Raw genomic sequence first — 15,878 nt, forward strand, 5'->3', positions numbered from 1 at the left:
GATCGTTAGTCTGTCAATAAATCTTAAGGATTTTATTCCCATCTAAAAAAACGGATGGATACAATAACGCAGATAACTGCCAGGATAACCATCACCGCAACCGGCACCGCGGCATTTTCGATGGGCAGCCCCAGCGCGGCGTTTTTCATGAGCTTTACGCCCTGGGTCAGAGGCATAATATCCGCTACGCGCTGCAGCGCTGCGGGCATAACCTCATAGGGGAGCGTCGCGCCGGAAAAAATCAGCATTGGAAAATACAAAACAGTACACAGCAGATTGGCGGTCTTGATATTTCCAGCCACGCTGGCTACCAGCATTCCCAGGCTGTAGATGGAGACTGTGACAAGCAGAAAAGACAAACCAAAGTAAAGGAGGGATCCCCCCTTCCACCCGCCGCCAAACATCCGGCAAATTCCATAAACCATAATCATGGCCACGAGGGCGTAAACAAAATTGACAATCATTTGCACAAAGAGCAGCATTCCCGGACTTACAGGCGTTACCTCGAAACGTTTAAGTATTTTACGGTGACGGTAATCTGCCAAAGCCAGGGGCAGCCCCATCAGGCCTGTGGCGCAAATGCCAATGCCTGAGAGCGCCCCGAAGGACTGTGCCATAAATGAGTACCCCGCTCCGTCAAAGGCAGGCTTTGCTCCGTAGATGACACCGATAATCACAGCCACAACAGCCGGCGAAAAAAGGCCGAAAAGCACCAAATTCATAGCTCTGACAGAAAGCTTGAGCTCGACCCAGAATAAACTTTTAAACGCGCGCATCTTCGTCTCCTCCCGTATACCAGAGATAAGCCTCCTCAAAGCAGCTTCGAGGACTTTTGGCTGTTATCTCCTCAATGGTTCCGCAGATCTGAGTCTCCCCCTTTTTCAAAATTAACGCCCGGTCACACAAAACTTCCACTTCATCCATAAAATGGGAAGTCAGCACAATGGTCAGCCCGCCCTTTTTCAATTCCTTCAGATAATGCCAGACCTCGCGGCGTGCCCGGGTATCCAGCCCTGTGGTCAGCTCATCCAGAAACACCAGCTCCGGGTTAGGAAGCAGGGCCAGCAGCACAGAGAGACGCTGACGCTCACCGCCGGACAACTGGCTTACCTCCTGCTTTTCAAGTCCCTGTATACCAAATACTTCAAGCAGCCGCCGCCAGTCTGCAGACTGTCTGTAGAGAGCAGCCGTCATCCGGCAGACCTCATCCACCCGGATTTTATCCTGATAGCCTGTCTCCTGAAACTGGACGCCGACCTGTTCAAAAAGTATTTTTCTCCCTTCCGATGGGTTTATCCCCAAAATATCCACAGTTCCGGCACTTGCCTTCTTCACACCCAGCATGCACTCAATACTGGTGCTCTTTCCCGCGCCGTTTGGACCCAGAAGTCCAAAGACCTCTCCCCGGGCTACGCTCAGGCTCAGGCCGCTTACTGCCTTTACATTTCCGTAGCTTTTGCTCAGGTTTTCCACCTGTAAAACCTTTTCCATTTTTGCACCTCCTTTTTATCTCTGCCAGAAAATTATACATTACAGGCAATGAAAAGGCTTGACCGCGCTTGCGAAAAACAGATTTATCCACAAAAGTGCTGAAAATCCTCCACATATCCACAGCCTTTCCCAATAAAAAAAGCGGCCAAAGCCGCTTAATCTGATCATTTTCTCAATTATCCATCGCCTTTACCGGACGGGCCTCAATATATCCACGGTATCCCTGGGGCTCCATCTGAAAACGCGGGCCATCATTATCTGCCCACTCGAAACCGTAGAGTTCAGGCTCATAGCTGTCGATTACTGCCTCAATATCTTTGACAGCCTGATAAAACTTTTCATCCTCGAAAGGCTCCCCCTGAAAGACCATCATTTTGCAGGGAGGCAGCTCAATCAAATCGAAGCCCTCGGCCACCGGCCCGTCATAATCCACAGGAAGCTCTACCCCCTGTGCATAACGCCCTGTATCTGCAGGACGGAAACGCTCAGGCACCCACACCCCCACTGGCTCGTACAAAGCCTCCTTAACACTGCACAGCACACCCCAGATATCACAGCCAGCCTCCTCGCAATAGGCAAAGTATTCCCCTGCCGATTTTGCCCACTTAACCATCAGCTTACGGGCAGGCCTTTCAATGACCTGGACAAAAACCGTATCGATTTGTTTTTCATAAATTTTCATGCGTTCTTCTCCCTCCTTCATGGTGAGATACCAGTCCTTTACCGGATCTGGCATAAACAGCCTGATCGGCGGAGGATTTTTGCTGTAGCGGCGGGGTGTAATGCCAAAAGCCCGTGAAAAAGCCCGTGTAAACCCCTCGTGGCTGTCAAAGACAAAATCCAGTGCCACATCCACCACCTTCACCTTTTCCTCATCCCGCAGCTTAAGGGCTGCCTGGCTCAGGCGCAGGGCCCGGATGTAGTCAAAGGGCGCCTTACCCGTCAGCTCCTTAAAAATTCTGGAGCAGTGGAAGGGCGAGTAACCCGCACAATCAGACAGCACTTTCAGTGTGATGGTTTCTGTCATATGATTTTCGATATAATCCTGCATCCTCTGGACTGCCAGCACTTTTTCTTCCCGTTTCATCAGCTCACCTCCGTTTTACCAGTATAGCCTTACTCCCCAGGAGATTCTTGACCGCATTTGCGAAAATTTTTAATCTGCTTTAAGTGTCAGCGGCATACCGATCACAATGGCTCTGGAATCCGGGCCGTGGCCGATTTCTCTGGTTTTGACAATGGGCATGGCCTCGTTGCGGACAACCTCCTTTATAATGTCTCCAATCTCAGGTTTTTCCTCCGCCTCCTCCATCTTTGTGAAGCTTCCCAGAATAATTCCGTTTATCTTGTCAAAAACCCCCATCTGGCGGTACTGGTTGAGCAGGGAGACCATCCGGTCTGCGCCACCGCTGTAGCTCTCCAGGAAAAGCAATTTTTCTGAAAAATCCGGCAAATAGGGAGTTCCTGCCAGCTTCAGAAAACAGCGGATATTGCCCCCAACCACTACGCCTTCCATACGGCTGCCCTGCAGAAATTCATAGTCGAAGTCAAACAGGGCTCCTCCTTCCTGAAAAAGGGATTCCTTAAAACGGCTGAGCTGCTCGATTCGGAAATCATAGATCAGATTTCTGATCTGGTAAAGATAGCCTGGATGGCCGGTTTCTTTATAGATGGCATTGATCACAGCCGTCACATCACTATAGCCAAAAAAGGGCTTGGCATTGTCCTTAAGAACCTGGTAGTCCAGATATTCCAGTACCTCATTGGCGAGATCGCCACCCGACAGGTCAAAAATAGCTCTGATCGTATTGTCATTGTAAAAGTCCATCAATGCTCTGGCCTTTTCCTGCGCCGTTCCGCTGAAAAAACGTGATTTCTCAAAAATGTAAGGACTGCAGACGGGGTTCAGGCCTGCCTGTCTCAGGGTTTCAAGTAATTTTTCCACATGCGTCCGGTTGGCTGCAGGCTGCGCGTTAGAACAGGCCACGATGCCAACTTTATCTCCGGCTTTCAGTTTCATTTGTGTTGCTCCCTTCGTCAGTAAATTTGCCCTGCCGTTTGGCACTCTGCCTTTACGAGGACATCTTATTTCTATTATAGTATGAACCCCAATCTTTGTCTATTGTTAAGCTTTTGACCTATTTTTTCGGCAATTTCAACAGACGCGCGTTAATGGCGACAATAATGGTGCTCAGTGACATCAGCACCGCTCCTGCTGCCGGACTGATAACCACTCCCTGGTAATAGAGTACCCCCGCGGCCAGCGGCAGAGCTACCACATTATAAGCTGTGGCCCAGATCAGATTCTGTACCATTTTTTTAAAGGTTGCCCGCGAGAGCTTTAGGATGCCGACTACATCCAGAGGATCACTCTTGACCAGAATAACGTCAGCAGTTTCAATGGCCACGCTGGTTCCGGCGCCGATGGCAATACCCAGGTCTGCCTTGGCAAGTGAAGGCGCATCATTGACACCGTCGCCGGTCATGGCAACCCTGCGCCCATCACGGTGAAGCTCATCAATCTTTGACGCCTTATCGCCCGGGAGCACCTCAGCAAACACCTGATTGATATCCAGCTGCCGAGCCACATAGTCCGCGGCCCGCTGGTTATCGCCGGTAAGCATAATGGAGGCGACCTCCATCTGTTTCAGCTCATCCACAGCTTCCTTCGCTGTCGGGCGCGCCACATCAGACAATGCAATAAAGCCCAGCAGCTTGTTTTCGCGCAGAATAAATACAACGGTTTTCCCCTCTCCGGCAAGGCTGCTATAGGATTTTTCATCAAAGGCAATGCCCTCACGCTTCAGATAGCCAGGACTGACAATCTTGACAGGCCGTCCATCTACGCTGGCCCGCAGCCCCTCACCGGTCAGATTCTGATAATCCGTCACCCTGAGCATCGCAAGCTCTCTACTTTTTCCTGCTTCCACAATTCCTCTGGCAATAGGGTGCTCAGAATTTTCCTCAACCGAAGCTGCGATAGCCAGGAGGTCATCTTCCGAAACGCTGTCGGCCTTTATATCTGTCACGCCAAAACTGCCTTCTGTCAATGTACCGGTTTTGTCAAACACCACCGTATCCAGATTCCGGGCATTTTCAAAGGCGACACGGTTGCGGATCAGCAGTCCGTTTTTTGCTGCGAGGCTGGTCGACACCGAGGTTACCAGCGGCATGGCAAGGCCAAGGGCATGGGGACAGCAGATGATAATAACAGTCACTGCACGGGTAACAGCAAAGTTCAGGTTTCCCTCAATCGCCATCCAGGTGATAAAGGTAATGATCCCTGTAGTCAGCGCGATATAAAACAGCCATTTGGCCGCCCTGTCCGCCAGCCGCTGAGTATTGGATTTGGAGGCCTGGGCATCCCTCACCAAACGGATCACCTGGGATAAAAAGGTATCATCCCCAACATGGCTTACCTTAAATTTCAAAATCCCATCGCCGTTTACAGAGCCGCCGATCACCTCATCTCCCTTCCCCTTTTCAACAGGTACTGCTTCTCCGGTAATCATGGCCTCGTTGACCTCTGAGTCCCCTTCATACACAACGCCGTCAATGGGGATTTTCTCCCCAGGCTTCACGAGCACTGCCTGCCCTGCTTTCAGACTGCTGACCGGCATTTCCATGGTCTCGCCGTTGTCCATAATCATATGAGCGCTTTCAGGCATGAGCTTGGCAAGTTCCTCTAAAGCCTTAGACGCACCCATCACCGAACGCATCTCAATCCAATGGCCGAGTAGCATAATGACGATCAGACTCGCCAGCTCCCAGAAAAAATCTGATCCCTGCACGCCAAACACCGTTGCTGCACTATAAACATAAGCGACAATGATCGCCAGTGCAATCAGCGTCATCATGGCTGGAGATTTATGTCTCAGCTCGTCCTTCGCCCCTTTGAGAAAAGGCCATCCACCGTAGAAAAACAAAAACGTTGACAGGGCCAGCAAGATGTAGGAATCCCCCGGGAAACGCCAGTCAACGCCTAAAAACATCTGGATCATGGGTGAAAGAACCAGAATGGGAATCATTACAGCCAAGGACACCCAGAACCGTCTTTTAAAATCCTGAACCATCATGGCGTGGTGATCCATACCGCTCATTTGCATCGATGAATGGTCCATTTCACCCATTGCCTCCATGCTGTGATTGTGCTCCATTTTATGATGTGTATCGTTCATGGTACCGCTCCTTTTTTAAAAGGTATATACCCTGAATTCTGGTTTCACATCATCTCAGACAATCCGCCCGTCCCTCACTACCACCGTCCGGCTGCCACACTCTGCCGAATCGGCAGAGTGTGTGACCATAAGAATTGTCACACCGTTTTCATGGTTAATGCGCTGCAAAAGCGTCATGATCTCTCCCCCGGTCTTGCTGTCGAGATTGCCGGTAGGCTCGTCGGCAAACAGAATCTCCGGATCATTGACCAAAGCCCGGGCTATGGCTACACGCTGCTGCTGACCGCCAGAAAGCTCACGCGGCGTGTGCTTTCTTCGGTTCGTAAGCCCCACGATCTCCAGAAGATTGTCGAGCCGGGGCTGTAGGGCTCGGCGGCTTTTACCGTCCAAAAGCACAGGCAGCAGAATATTTTCCTCAACGGTCAGATTTGGTATCAAGTTATAAAACTGAAAGACAAAACCAATATTTCTGCGGCGCAACAGGCTTTTCCGTTTATCATCCCACTGCGAAATATCCTGTCCCTGCAGGATAACACTGCCGTCTGTGGGCTCATCAAGCCCTCCCAAAATATAGAGCAGCGTGCTTTTCCCAGAGCCCGATGGCCCCATGATGGATACAAATTCGCCCTGATATATTTCCAGGGAAATATTTTTCAGAACCGAGGTCGACACTTCACCCATCTGGTAATCTTTAATGATGTGGCGAGCTTCCACTGCTATTTTTTTCATATGCTTCATTTTTTCTCCTTTACTCACATTTAATTTCTTCAACCAGTTCTATCTTTGACCCTTTGATCACCGGAACCACTGCCCCTGCCAGATTGATGAGGACTCCTGCAAGTCCGGCGGCCAGAAACACCTTTATATCCAGTGTCGGCGTCATGGCGATCTGCGGTCCCGCCACCAGAAAGATGGTCTGAATTAGCAGCCATGAGACCAGCACACCGATAAACGCTCCGATAATACCTGAGGAAAAGCCTTCCAGAAGGGTCATTTTAATATTTTGTCCATTACTCATTCCGACAGATTTATACATGGCAATGGCACGCCGCTTCTGCAAATAATTGATGAGCAGATTATTGATCACTCCCACGGCAGCCAGAAAAAGGATAAAATATGTCAGCTTGTGCATAGGCGACAGAAAAGCGCTAACCAAACTCATGGCGTCCTTGTTAAACTCCTCAACGGTCCGGCTCCAGTTTTCCTTTTCGCCGAAAAGATTGCGGATATGGATCATCACCGCATCGGGATCATCGGCTGTGTAGGCCAAAAATCCATATTCTGACTGACCAAAATCCGATGCGGCACAGGCTGCCGGAATCACTGCCTGTGCGTCATCCGCCCGGGATTCCATGCTGCCAATCACCCTGTAATCAAAAGCTCTGCCATTCGCTGACAGCTCAATGGTATCACCGACCCCAAGGCCTCGCTGCTTCATGGTGTCTGCATTTAAGAGGATCACTCTGCCCTGTCCAAAGCCAGATAGCGCGGAATTTTTCGCCGCTGTATCAGAGTATTTGATGGCAAGCATGGCAGTGTACTGCCCCAGGTCCTCCACAGCCTCCAGACGATCAAAGAGAACACCATCTCCTTCAATCTCGCTATTCATGACAAACATGGGCATAACCTCATGGACTCCGTCAATCTCCTGCACCTCTTTAACAAACGCTGGTGTCATCTGCGCGTCGGCAAAACCATCAAGTGCTGCCCCATTAAATACATCGCCGATATACTGATTCACAAAGCTCCCCACCACACTGATGGCAATGATGGCCGAAAGGCTGATAAAAAGCAGGACAATATTCTGATGGATGCTGTGGTTCTTTCTCAGGTTTCGGGCTGCCAGCATTCCCTCGTTTCCAAAGCAGCAGCCATATAATTTCTCCATAACCCAGGCGGTCCCGTCCACCACCGGCGGGATCATCAAAATCGCCGCGGCAAGAATACCCAGCAGCGAGAATCCTCCAACAAGAAACAGCCCATTATTCTCAAGGAGCAGCAGACGCGGCGCGGCGATGGAGATCATCATCATTAATGTACCCACAACCAGCCGTACCCGTGTTGACGCCCGCTTCTGTGTCACACTGCCGAGCACCACCTCCTTGACTGGCAGCCCGCTGGCACGGCGCGCGGGAATATATGCGCTGAGCAGCGGCACTAGCACTGCCACAGCGGATGACAGCAGCACATTGAGCGGCGACACCACCATGGGAATAACGATTCCCTGGGAAAGTGATTCTCCCAGGCCCTGGAGCAGCAGACTCAATACCACTGCCCCAACCGGAACCGCAATGATAACACTAAAAACGCCATAAACCAGGCTTTCCATCAGCAATATTCCTGTGACTGCCCGCCTTGTGGCGCCAATACTCCTGAAGGTCCCAATGACTGGAAGCCGTTCCAGTGTGATTACCTGATAACTGCTAAAAATAATAAATACACTCATAACCAGGGAGAAAAAGCTGATCAGAAAAAAAGGCATGGATTTTTGCCGGGCATCAGCTTGAACCTGCGCTTCATTGTACGTTTTTTCAACCGTATACTGTGCATTTGGCAGGGCTTCGGAAAGTGAATTGACCAGCTGCCCTGTCGACACGGTCTCTTCTGGCGCCACCAGTATCCGGTTATAGCCCTCTGCCACTCCATCCAGCCCTCTCAGACATTCCTCAGAGACAAGCGCGTTAAAGCCCCGCGTATTTCTCAAAAACACCGTGTCATAAGCCGCGACAGACGCGACTCGAAAATTTCTTTCCGTCCCTCCAAGCTCAAGTCTCAGGGTGTCACCAGCCTTCACCTGATATTTTGAGGTAAATTTTTCCGGCAAAATAATCTCATCTTCATTAAGTGGGCTGAACTTTTCGCCTTCCAGCAGCCGCGGTTCATTGATGGCGGACAAATCCCCTAAATCAGCCGCAAACAGATCAAAATTCTCGTAGTATCCCTCTTCGCTGTAAAGAGCTTTTGCCTCAAGCATTCCCACAGCTTTGCCGATCTCCGGCAAATCAGGAAGCTCCTCTTTACTTATCTTTCCCGCTCCCCCCTCGCTCGTATGAGCCGTTACAGACACTGAAGCACTTCCAGCCATTCCTTTTGCCATTTTACGCTGGGCGGCCTCATAAGAATCACCGATGCACAGCGAGACAAAAAGCAGCACAGCAGAGAGTACAATGGACAGCAGCATCACCGCTGTCCGCAGCTTTCGCTCACGAACGTTGTTTAAAATATACCTGAATATAATTTTCAAAATCTCACCTGCTTTCCTGAGTTTTGCCGCACGAAAAAACCGGCGGCTTACTCTAAGAATAAACCGCCGGCCTTACGTCTGCTTTCAACAAACCTTATTTTAATCTTAATTTTGAGGAAGCGTGACTTTAAACGTAGTCCCGGCCCCCAGACAGCTGTCCACCGAAATTTTTCCGCCGTGCAGCGAGATGATCTCCCGGGCAATGGCCATGCCAAGGCCCGTCCCTCCGCTGTCTGCGCCGGCCGAGACACCCCGGTAATAACGGTCAAAAAGCCGGTTTATCTGCGCTTCAGTCATCCCCTCTCCCTCATCCCATATCCGGATTTGACAGGGAACTCCTGAAATAATTTCTACCCCGATCCTCGCATCGGCGCCGCTGTACAGAAGTGTATTGATGAGCAGGTTATTAAGGGCCCGCTTCATAAGTCCGGGGTCAATGTTTAAAATCTGACTGCCCTCTGCCTCAAATTCTACAGTGCGTCCGGCATGACGGGGATCATTCAGACAGTCAATCACCAGCTCCCGAACAAACCGGATGATGTCCATGGTTTGCAGATTAAGGGGCATCATGCCATTTTCAAGCTGATAGGTAAGCTTCAGATCATTGATGAGCGTCTCGGCGCAGGCGGTATTCTTCAAAATCGCGGCGCTGTATTTTTTAAGCTCGGTGCTGTCCGGCGTATCATCTGAAGCGGCCAGCAGTTCGGCATAGCCCCGTATGGGCGACAGCGGCGTTTTAAGATCATGTGTAATATTGGCGATCCATTCTTTCCTCAGCTGCTCGTCTTTCCTGCGGGCTTCCTCTGCCATTTGAAGGGTCCTGTCCAATGTATTTAAACTGACATGAATATCCTGAAAGACGCCTTTTTCCTGTATTGGCATATAACAGCGGCCGGCGATTTCATCCACTGCTTCAGTCATCTTTGAAAGCCTGCGGGTAACGGCAAAGCCATAGGCGAGCCCGAGAACAGCGGTCAGGAAAATCACCGCGCCCGCACCAAACAGCGCATAGGACTTCCCGGAGGAAAAACGCCCAGCATTGACATTCATCGTGATTTTTGCAATATCCATGGGAAAGCCAATGAGATAAGTCCAGCCCGTACCGCTATCCTCTGCCACACCAGAAAAAACAGCTTTGCTTCCACGACTGTCCAAAGTGTTTAGCAGCCTGTCCGGGGAATACTCCTCTGGCTGCCCTTCCGGCACAGAGACGCCCTTAACCACGCGGCCAGTACTGTCCAGAATCTGAAGCCAGAGGCCGTTATCCTTCAGTGCTTCAAACCCCCTCTGGGTGATTACCGGCTCACCCTCTAAAAAAATGATCTCCTCTGAAAAAGCCCTGGTAAACTCAGCAGGCCAGTCGCTGCGGACAATTTCCCCATCTGACTTCTGGACAGTCACGGCATAGACCACCATGCCCGCCCCGGCGGCCAGAATAAGAATCATGAGGATTAAAAATAACCCGTAGATGTGAAAAGCCGATTTATAGCCGGACCGTTTCATTGCCCTGTCCCCACAGCCAGCCGATAGCCCAGTCCCTTAACGGTCAGGATAAGATCTGGACTTGAAGGGTCTTTCTCAATCTTTTCCCGAAGATGGTGGATATGGACCATAATGGTATTGTCACACACTGCGCTCAGCTCACCCCATACCTGCTCATAAAGCCGGTCTTTACTGATAATCTTTCCCGCGTTTTCGGCCAGATATAAAAGAATGCCGAACTCCCGGGCAGTCAGCTCAAGCTCCCGCCCATTCTGGTAAACACGGCTGCCGTCCACGTCAATCTCCAGCCCGCCAGCGTTTATCCGTCGGCCAGCGGCCGCATCTGCTGTTTTATTGTATTCCATCCGCCGGAGCTGGGCCTTGACGCGAAAAACCAGTTCCTTTGGACTGAAGGGCTTGGTGATATAATCGTCTCCTCCGCTGCCGAGCCCGAGAATTTTATCCACATCATCGTTCCTCGCAGATAAAAACAGTACTGGACAATAGGAAAATTCACGGATTGCCCGGCAGACCTCGATTCCGTCCATGTCTGGCAGCATGATGTCAAGAATTACCACATCCGGCGCATTTTTCTCACAAACCGCAAGCGCTTCACTTCCTGTAAACGCCCTGTTAACACAGCGGAAGCCCTCTTTTCTGAGGGCTGTTTCCACTAATTCGGTAATATCCGGCTCATCATCGACCAACAAAATTCTTTTGTCATAAACGCTTTCCATGGCTCCTCCTTTTTATGGCTTTATTTCTATTTTTATTCACTATATGCCATTTAGAGCACCCTGTCAAGCGCAGGCTCAATTCAGCCTTTCACTTTACGTTCCTTAAAAACTGTTTTTGCTGCAGTTACTGCGTTTAAAACCCTGGGAAAGCCCACGTACGGGATACACTGGATAAAAACCTCGATGATTTTTTCCCGGGAAAGCCCAACATTTAAGGCGCCGTTGATATGAACCCTCAGCTGGGCCTCACAGCCGCCTGATGTCAGCAGACTGGAAATGGTGATGATCTCCCGCTCCTCCAGTGTAAGCCCGGCCCTGGGGTAAATATCCCCAAAAGCAAATTCCACAATATAACGCCCCAGATCCGGCGCGATATCCTTCAAAGACTCAATCACACCCTCACCCGCATTGCCGTCAATCTGGCGTAGCATTTCCATGCCTTTATCAAATCTTTTGTCATTCATTTGATCTTACCTCCTGTTTCTTTTATAATAAAAGTGTAGTCCTTAGACTATAGTCAAAGTCAAGCAAAAGGTAAAGGAGTCTTAAAATGACCATCGGTGAACTTACCAAAAAGACGGGTATCGGCGAGCATACCCTGCGCTTCTACGAAAAAAAGGGCCTTATCCGGGTCCCTCGAGATGGACAAGGCCGCCGTTTTTACACGGAAAAAGATATCGAATGGGTATGCTTCATCAAACGTCTGAAGGATACCGGCATGCTGCTAAAAGATATTAAAATTTATGCCGACCTCCGTTACGAAGGCGACCATACCGCCGCCGAGCGCTTGAAAATTCTTAGAAGGCACCGTGAATACGTCGAAGAACAGCGCCGCAAATGGGATGAGTATCTCAAAAACCTCGATGCAAAAATCGGTATTTATGAGGAGATGGTAAGGTGATCAGTCTCTCTGCGAGCATTTGGCCGCGTCAATGGCCAGGACAATCATTAGCGATAAGAGTATGTCCTGCGGGTCTGTGATGTCGATCACATAGGTGTCGGTAAGGTTAAACAGCTGCTTGGACGCCTGCATAATCATACGACCTTGGCGGTCCACCACCTCGTATTCCCACTCAAAGAGATCTCCTTCTACACTCCAGTCGTTACAGTTTAAGGTGAAGGCCGGCCTGAAGAAAGTAAACTTTTTCTGAATCTCTCCAATCTCCCGGCCATTCTGGTACAGGGCGAACCGCTGCAGCAGCGTAAGCACTTCCTCTTTTACAGTTCCCACATGCTCGCCGAAGCGGTCATAAATCTCAAGGCAATGTCCCCAGGACAGGCGGCCCTTAACTGTAAAAACCGTTTCTCCCGCCTCATCATAAATATCATAACTGTCAAACCAGGAGAACAGCCGCTGTTTGAATAGTAATTTCATCTTTTCCTCCTTTAATGTATACTTGCCATAATACAACTATTTCCTTTAATTTTATGCTATAATGCACCTATTAATTGTATTTAGGGGAGACATTATGCAGAGATTATCACGAAAAAACACTTTTCTCATCGGGATTACGCTTTTCTCGATGTTTTTTGGCGCGGGAAATTTAATATTTCCGCCCTTTCTGGGGGAACAGGCAGGAAGCCTGGCCTGGCTTGCCTTTGCGGGCTTTGCCATCAGTGCCATTGGTCTTCCGATACTGGGGGTTGCGGCTGTGGCAAAATCCGGTGGATTGAGTGCTCTGGCCGGCCGGGTGCACCCTGTTTTCGCGGCGGTATTTACCTTTTTAATTTACCTGTCCATCGGCCCCTGCCTTGCCATTCCGCGTACGGCCAGCACGTCCTTTGAAATGGCTGTGCTGCCGTTTTTGCCCGAGGGCAGCGGCGGCAGTCTTATATTGTTTCTTTACTCCATTGTCTTTTTTGCCGTGGCGCTGCTGCTGGCGCTCAAGCCAGACAAGCTCACAGACCGGCTCGGCAAAAAACTGACGCCCTGCCTGCTGGCTTTGATTTTTATTATCTTTGCCGCCTGTGTGCTCTTCCCACCGGGCAGTTATGGTGCTGCTACTGGCAGCTACGCCTCCAATTCCTTTGTCCAGGGCTTTCTGGACGGCTACCAGACAATGGACACCATCGCGGCGCTTAACTTCGGCATTATTATTGCTTTAAACATAAGGGCCTTCGGCATCGGTGAGGACAGGCTGGTCGTACGTGAAACCATTAAGGCCGGTTGGATTGCCGGCGGGCTTCTGCTGGCTGTCTATGCGGCGCTGACCCATGTAGGCGCTTTATCTGGCGGCAGCTTTGGCGCTACCGCCAACGGCGCGCAGACATTGACTCAGATTGTCATGCATCTTTTTGGCCCGGCCGGGCTCATCATTCTGGCTTTGATCTTTCTCATTGCCTGTCTGAACACCTGCGTGGGGCTGATCAGCTGCTGCAGCGAATATTTCAGCGGTCTTTTTCCGCGGTTCTCTTATAAAAAGTGGGCGGTCTTTTTTGCCTTTATCAGTATGGTTATCTCAAATGCGGGGTTGAACAAAATTCTGGAGGTATCCATTCCAGTGCTCAACTGCCTTTATCCGGTGGCCATTGTGCTCATTCTGCTAGCTTTTCTGCAAAAATGGGTCGGTGGCTTTTCCTGGGTCTACCCTACGGCCATCCTGTTTACCGGCGTGGTCAGCATTATCTATGCTCTGGATCTGAAAAGCCTGGTCATACCCTGGCTGACCAGCCTGACGTCCAAAATTCCTCTTTACAGTCTTGGCCTGGGCTGGCTGATTCCCGCGGCCATCGGCATTGCCCTGGGAATTCTGCTGTCCCTTGTCTTTAAAAAGAAAAGCCCTCAGGACAATGGCTGAACAACTCATCTTTTTTCAGAAAACCGCGCGTATCTTTTCTGCCAGATATCCGGCGCCGCCCCGGCCCTCAATATCCACTGCCGCAGCGACTACCAGCAGTGGATTCTCGGCTGCCGGGTCTGTATAAAACATGGCGCACAGAGCCGTATCCTGATTTTTCGCGGCATCCGCTGAACCTTTCTGTAACGCTGTACCTGTTTTTCCCGCGAGGGCTCTTCCCTTTGAGCTTTTTTCTGCCTGCGCGAGGCTTTTTCTGATGTTGTCGGCCTTTTCCTGGGAAATCACATTCTTTTTCCAGTACTTCACCATCGGGTTGGCATCATATTTGATATAGGGTTGAACCATATTACCGTCATTCACAAGGGCAGAGTAAATTAACGCCAGATGCAGGGGACTGGCGGCCATGCCCGTTGTGCCGTTCCCCGCTGCCGTCAGGTCGCCGTCAATTGTACCGTTTTCTGAAATTTTGGAGACTTCCATAGTAAAATCAAAGGGCAGTGCTTCTCCAAAGCCAAGCTTTTTGAGCTGTTCGACGTACTCCTCGCCGGTTTTCACGCCTGCCTCAAGTGTTGCTGGCTGGATAAGCTCACCCGGCGCATAGACTTTCACAAACCGGTTAAGAAGCGGATTGTCCGGATCGCTGTTCAGGCTGTCCTTTTCAGCATGACTCATGCCAAGAATAAAAGCATTGGGATTATAGGACGGTGTGCTGACCAAGGCCAGCACCGCGCCGTTTTTCGGATCAATGGCGGCCGCGGCGCTTTTATCCCTGGCAAGCTGATCGTAAAGGGCTGTCTGAAGCCCGGTATCGATGGTCGTCTGGACATCAAATCCCTTTACTGGTGAGCTTTCACACAGAACCCGGCTTGTCTTAATCCCGTCACTGCTGGTATCGTTGACGGTGATGGCGCCTCCGTCCTTTCCTCTCAGCTGACGGTCAAAAATCTTTTCAAGCCCGCTTTTGCCTACAATGCTCGTATCCCGGTAGTCTCCTTCACCCTTACGCGCTTCCAACTCCTCAGCCGTGATCGCGCCGATATAACCTGTCAGATGCGCAGCTTTTTCCCCATAGGGATAGCTGCGCACCGCTGCTTCTCCAATCATTACACCCGGCACCTGCAGAAGCGCCGCCTCCAGCCCCGCGTCGATTTCTGGCAGTGTTTTTACCGGAACATAAATTTCCTCTGTCACCCAGGAAGCGGACAGCGCATCCTCAATATCTTCTGTGGTAATCCCCAGAATTCCGGCCACTGCCGCCAGATCTGCCGCCCTGGTCTCTGCGTTTATTTTTCCAGGGACAAAGCCTACCGAGGGGGCTGTGCCGGGTCCTGCCAGCATATTGCCGTCCTTATCCAGAATACTTCCCCGCTCTGCTGCCGTTGTGGTAACGCTTACTTTGGTGGTCTCGCTAAGCCCCGGCAAAATGACCGCTGAATTCCAGACAAGCCGGTACTCTCCGAAGAAGGTGTCCTTCCTCAGCCTCACATTGCCTGGGTTGGCAAGCACCCCGGCCACAGTTTCCATCTTCAGGTTATAATAAGCCTGCTGCTGTTTTGAATCAATTTTTTCAACACTCATGACCTCCAGCTTCAAATCCCTGGCTTCAATGCCCTCATAGATATTTTTATTCCGCGTGATAAAATCCTCCCGGCTGATGAGCTTTTTAGAATCATCACTGATGAGCAGATACATTTTGACGTAATCCCGCTCTTCTACTGCCTTGAAGTACCGTTCCAGAGCACGCTCCGGCGTGTTGACTGAACGATAGGCCGCAAGGGCCAGCGCTGCGACGATGACCACCAGCGCCGCTATACCGACAGCCATCTTGATTTTTTTACCGTCTGCTTTCATGGTTTCACCTCCACTTCTTTAAGCTTATTATATGATGATTATACTTTGACGTAAAGAAGTTTTAAGCGGGGATATTAAAAAAGATGCTCCTTACTGA

General features: G+C 50.5%; 14 protein-coding genes. 2 read left to right on the forward strand and 12 right to left on the reverse strand.

Annotated elements, in window-relative coordinates; translation table 11 throughout:
• Positions 1 to 32 precede the first annotated feature (32 nt).
• From CPZ25_RS12645 to CPZ25_RS12690, 10 genes are all read right to left on the reverse strand, one after another.
• Positions 33 to 776, reverse strand: a complete 744-nt coding sequence (locus tag CPZ25_RS12645; protein WP_074616455.1) for an ABC transporter permease — start codon at positions 774 to 776, stop codon at positions 33 to 35.
• Complete coding sequence (locus tag CPZ25_RS12650; RefSeq protein ID WP_058696223.1) at positions 763 to 1,491, reverse strand: ABC transporter ATP-binding protein; 729 nt, start codon at positions 1,489 to 1,491, stop codon at positions 763 to 765. Before CPZ25_RS12650 ends, CPZ25_RS12645 begins: the two co-directional genes overlap by 14 nt.
• Positions 1,492 to 1,663: 172 nt before the next feature.
• Entirely contained in the window at positions 1,664 to 2,578 is a 915-nt protein-coding gene (locus CPZ25_RS12655; protein ID WP_096918755.1) for a helix-turn-helix domain-containing protein, read from the reverse strand.
• A gap of 69 nt (positions 2,579 to 2,647) precedes the next feature.
• Positions 2,648 to 3,511, reverse strand: a complete 864-nt coding sequence (locus CPZ25_RS12660) for a S66 family peptidase (RefSeq protein ID WP_058696225.1) — start codon at positions 3,509 to 3,511, stop codon at positions 2,648 to 2,650.
• A gap of 118 nt (positions 3,512 to 3,629) precedes the next feature.
• The gene (locus tag CPZ25_RS12665; protein ID WP_096918756.1) at positions 3,630 to 5,669 is read right to left on the reverse strand and encodes a copper-translocating P-type ATPase; all 2,040 of its coding nucleotides are present in this window, start codon (positions 5,667 to 5,669) and stop codon (positions 3,630 to 3,632) included.
• 54 nt (positions 5,670 to 5,723) lie between these two features.
• Positions 5,724 to 6,407 carry an ABC transporter ATP-binding protein gene (locus CPZ25_RS12670; RefSeq protein WP_096918757.1) on the reverse strand — a complete coding sequence of 228 codons (684 nt, stop codon included), beginning with the start codon at positions 6,405 to 6,407 and terminating at the stop codon, positions 5,724 to 5,726.
• Between the two features lie 10 nt (positions 6,408 to 6,417).
• Positions 6,418 to 8,913: an ABC transporter permease gene (locus CPZ25_RS12675; RefSeq protein WP_096918758.1), complete on the reverse strand. Its 2,496-nt coding sequence runs from the start codon at positions 8,911 to 8,913 to the stop codon at positions 6,418 to 6,420.
• Positions 8,914 to 9,018: 105 nt separating this feature from the next.
• The gene (locus tag CPZ25_RS12680) at positions 9,019 to 10,416 is read right to left on the reverse strand and encodes a sensor histidine kinase (protein WP_096918759.1); all 1,398 of its coding nucleotides are present in this window, start codon (positions 10,414 to 10,416) and stop codon (positions 9,019 to 9,021) included.
• Complete coding sequence (locus tag CPZ25_RS12685) at positions 10,413 to 11,132, reverse strand: response regulator transcription factor (RefSeq protein ID WP_074616449.1); 720 nt, start codon at positions 11,130 to 11,132, stop codon at positions 10,413 to 10,415. The genes CPZ25_RS12680 and CPZ25_RS12685 overlap by 4 nt, the downstream gene beginning before the upstream one ends.
• 80 nt (positions 11,133 to 11,212) lie before the next feature.
• Positions 11,213 to 11,596, reverse strand: coding sequence for a carboxymuconolactone decarboxylase family protein (locus CPZ25_RS12690; protein WP_058696230.1), 384 nt, complete (start codon positions 11,594 to 11,596; stop codon positions 11,213 to 11,215).
• An 86-nt stretch (positions 11,597 to 11,682) separates the two neighbouring features.
• Between CPZ25_RS12690 and CPZ25_RS12695 the strand changes: the two genes are divergently transcribed.
• On the forward strand, positions 11,683 to 12,033 hold the full coding sequence (locus CPZ25_RS12695; RefSeq protein ID WP_096918760.1) for a MerR family transcriptional regulator: 351 nt from the start codon (positions 11,683 to 11,685) through the stop codon (positions 12,031 to 12,033).
• Here the strand turns inward: CPZ25_RS12695 and CPZ25_RS12700 are convergent, their stop codons facing one another.
• The gene (locus CPZ25_RS12700; RefSeq protein ID WP_096918761.1) at positions 12,034 to 12,507 is read right to left on the reverse strand and encodes an LURP-one-related/scramblase family protein; all 474 of its coding nucleotides are present in this window, start codon (positions 12,505 to 12,507) and stop codon (positions 12,034 to 12,036) included.
• A gap of 94 nt (positions 12,508 to 12,601) precedes the next feature.
• Between CPZ25_RS12700 and brnQ the strand changes: the two genes are divergently transcribed.
• A complete protein-coding gene (brnQ, locus tag CPZ25_RS12705) occupies positions 12,602 to 13,930 on the forward strand; it encodes a branched-chain amino acid transport system II carrier protein (RefSeq protein ID WP_341473477.1) in 1,329 nt (442 codons plus the stop codon).
• A gap of 15 nt (positions 13,931 to 13,945) precedes the next feature.
• Here brnQ and CPZ25_RS12710 read toward each other — a convergent pair whose 3' ends face one another.
• Entirely contained in the window at positions 13,946 to 15,781 is a 1,836-nt protein-coding gene (locus tag CPZ25_RS12710) for a penicillin-binding transpeptidase domain-containing protein (RefSeq protein WP_096918762.1), read from the reverse strand.
• Positions 15,782 to 15,878 lie beyond the last annotated feature (97 nt).

The sequence above is a fragment of the Eubacterium maltosivorans genome, assembly GCF_002441855.2.
GTDB classification, from domain to species: Bacteria; Bacillota; Clostridia; order Eubacteriales; family Eubacteriaceae; genus Eubacterium; species Eubacterium maltosivorans.

Bases quoted from the DNA above. Each gene is read 5' to 3' on its own strand.
- CPZ25_RS12690 (WP_058696230.1), bottom strand. From the start codon at position 11,596: ATGAATGACAAAAGATTTGATAAAGGCATGGAAATGCTACGCCAGATT.
- CPZ25_RS12710 (WP_096918762.1), bottom strand. From the start codon at position 15,781: ATGAAAGCAGACGGTAAAAAAATCAAGATGGCTGTCGGTATAGCGGCG.
- CPZ25_RS12685 (WP_074616449.1), bottom strand. From the start codon at position 11,132: ATGGAAAGCGTTTATGACAAAAGAATTTTGTTGGTCGATGATGAGCCG.
- CPZ25_RS12655 (WP_096918755.1), bottom strand. From the start codon at position 2,578: ATGAAACGGGAAGAAAAAGTGCTGGCAGTCCAGAGGATGCAGGATTAT.
- CPZ25_RS12695 (WP_096918760.1), top strand. From the start codon at position 11,683: ATGACCATCGGTGAACTTACCAAAAAGACGGGTATCGGCGAGCATACC.
- CPZ25_RS12665 (WP_096918756.1), bottom strand. From the start codon at position 5,669: ATGAACGATACACATCATAAAATGGAGCACAATCACAGCATGGAGGCA.
- CPZ25_RS12645 (WP_074616455.1), bottom strand. From the start codon at position 776: ATGCGCGCGTTTAAAAGTTTATTCTGGGTCGAGCTCAAGCTTTCTGTC.
- CPZ25_RS12650 (WP_058696223.1), bottom strand. From the start codon at position 1,491: ATGGAAAAGGTTTTACAGGTGGAAAACCTGAGCAAAAGCTACGGAAAT.
- CPZ25_RS12660 (WP_058696225.1), bottom strand. From the start codon at position 3,511: ATGAAACTGAAAGCCGGAGATAAAGTTGGCATCGTGGCCTGTTCTAAC.
- brnQ (WP_341473477.1), top strand. From the start codon at position 12,602: ATGCAGAGATTATCACGAAAAAACACTTTTCTCATCGGGATTACGCTT.
- CPZ25_RS12700 (WP_096918761.1), bottom strand. From the start codon at position 12,507: ATGAAATTACTATTCAAACAGCGGCTGTTCTCCTGGTTTGACAGTTAT.
- CPZ25_RS12670 (WP_096918757.1), bottom strand. From the start codon at position 6,407: ATGAAGCATATGAAAAAAATAGCAGTGGAAGCTCGCCACATCATTAAA.
- CPZ25_RS12680 (WP_096918759.1), bottom strand. From the start codon at position 10,416: ATGAAACGGTCCGGCTATAAATCGGCTTTTCACATCTACGGGTTATTT.